Genomic DNA, 1,203 nt, shown 5'->3' on the forward strand with positions numbered 1-1,203 from the left:
TGTGGGAGCAACTGTCTTGATGACCTTTATTTTGAAGGCATATTGATAGACAGCTGAACTCCCACAGCTTTAGGCCATGCGATGCCCTACAGGAACACCGCGACCCGTTTAGGCCAAGGGTTCTTTCCACTCAGTTCGGTCTCGGATCATGGCGTTCAGCCGTATCAACAACACGCGCATACAGGCGATGAGCGCTACTTTTGCGCATTTGCCCTTATGACGCAGTGCGTCATACCGCGCTTTGAACTCAGGCTGTCGCTGAATCACCACCCAGCACGCCATGTACATCGCCCGACGCGCAGCAAACCTGCCACCGCCAATGTGGCGGGGGCCTTCATGTTTGCCGCTGTCGTCGTTGTAGGGGGCTATGCCTGCCAGCGCTGCGATCTCGTGCCGTCCAACCTCGCCCAGCTCAGGTAAATAGGCCATCAAGCTGGCTGCCGTCACGAGCCCTATACCCTTGACCGAACACAAACGGGCCGTTTTATCACTGTCCAGGTCTTTAGCAGTTTGACGGATCAACCTTTCTATCGACTTTATTGCTTGGCATAAATAGTCGATATGACTTCGCAGACAGGGTTTTACCGTGTCAGCAGAGGCTGTTTTGAGGCGCCGTAAATCGTCGCCATGTTGCTGAACAAAGTTTTCACGTTGCTGTACCAGCGCACGTAAATTGTCCTGTTCAGGGCTGGTGATTCGGTTGCTTGGCGACTTTATGACTTCGGCAAACTGCGCGAGCAGCCGCGCATCTATCGGGTCGGTTTTAGCGCGCTGCCCCATGGCCTTGGCAAAGTCTCTGGCTCGGCGAGGGTTGATCCGCAAGACTTCGAAGCCGGCAGCCTGAAGCGCTTTCATGACCTCTCGCTCATAGCCGCCGGTGGCTTCCAGCAATACGCGGCTGACCTGGTAGCGCTTTAACCAATCAATCAGCCCAAGGAAGTCACTGGCGGTATTGAGGTAACTGGCGCCAATGTCTTGCGGGTTAATCCAAATTTCAAGGGTATCTTTGGAAACATCGATGCCTGCGCAGGAAAACATAGCCGAACCCTCTTACACTCAAAGGTGAGAGCGCTCTGGCTGGGCACCACGCTTGTAATGTTCGAGGTCGGCTCGTTCAACTGTTCGGGCTCAATAACCAGAGCGGAGAGGTGAATGGCAGCATGGGCTCCCACACGTGCTTTAAGCACTCCGGGCATTCAGCTT

The 1,203-nt window shown here is 54.5% G+C and carries 1 protein-coding gene; it reads right to left on the reverse strand.

Annotated features, from left to right (window positions below; translation table 11 throughout):
* Positions 1 to 108 precede the first annotated feature (108 nt).
* A complete protein-coding gene (locus JFU11_RS27915) occupies positions 109 to 1,038 on the reverse strand; it encodes a transposase (RefSeq protein ID WP_123719003.1) in 930 nt (309 codons plus the stop codon).
* Between the last annotated feature and the right edge of the window lie 165 nt (positions 1,039 to 1,203).

Origin of the sequence: Pseudomonas sp. TH37 (genome assembly GCF_016650735.1) — a bacterium.
GTDB lineage: Bacteria > Pseudomonadota > Gammaproteobacteria > Pseudomonadales > Pseudomonadaceae > Aquipseudomonas > Aquipseudomonas farris.

Coding starts and splice junctions, on each gene's coding strand:
- JFU11_RS27915 (WP_123719003.1), bottom strand. CDS start 1,038: ATGTTTTCCTGCGCAGGCATCGATGTTTCCAAAGATACCCTTGAAATT.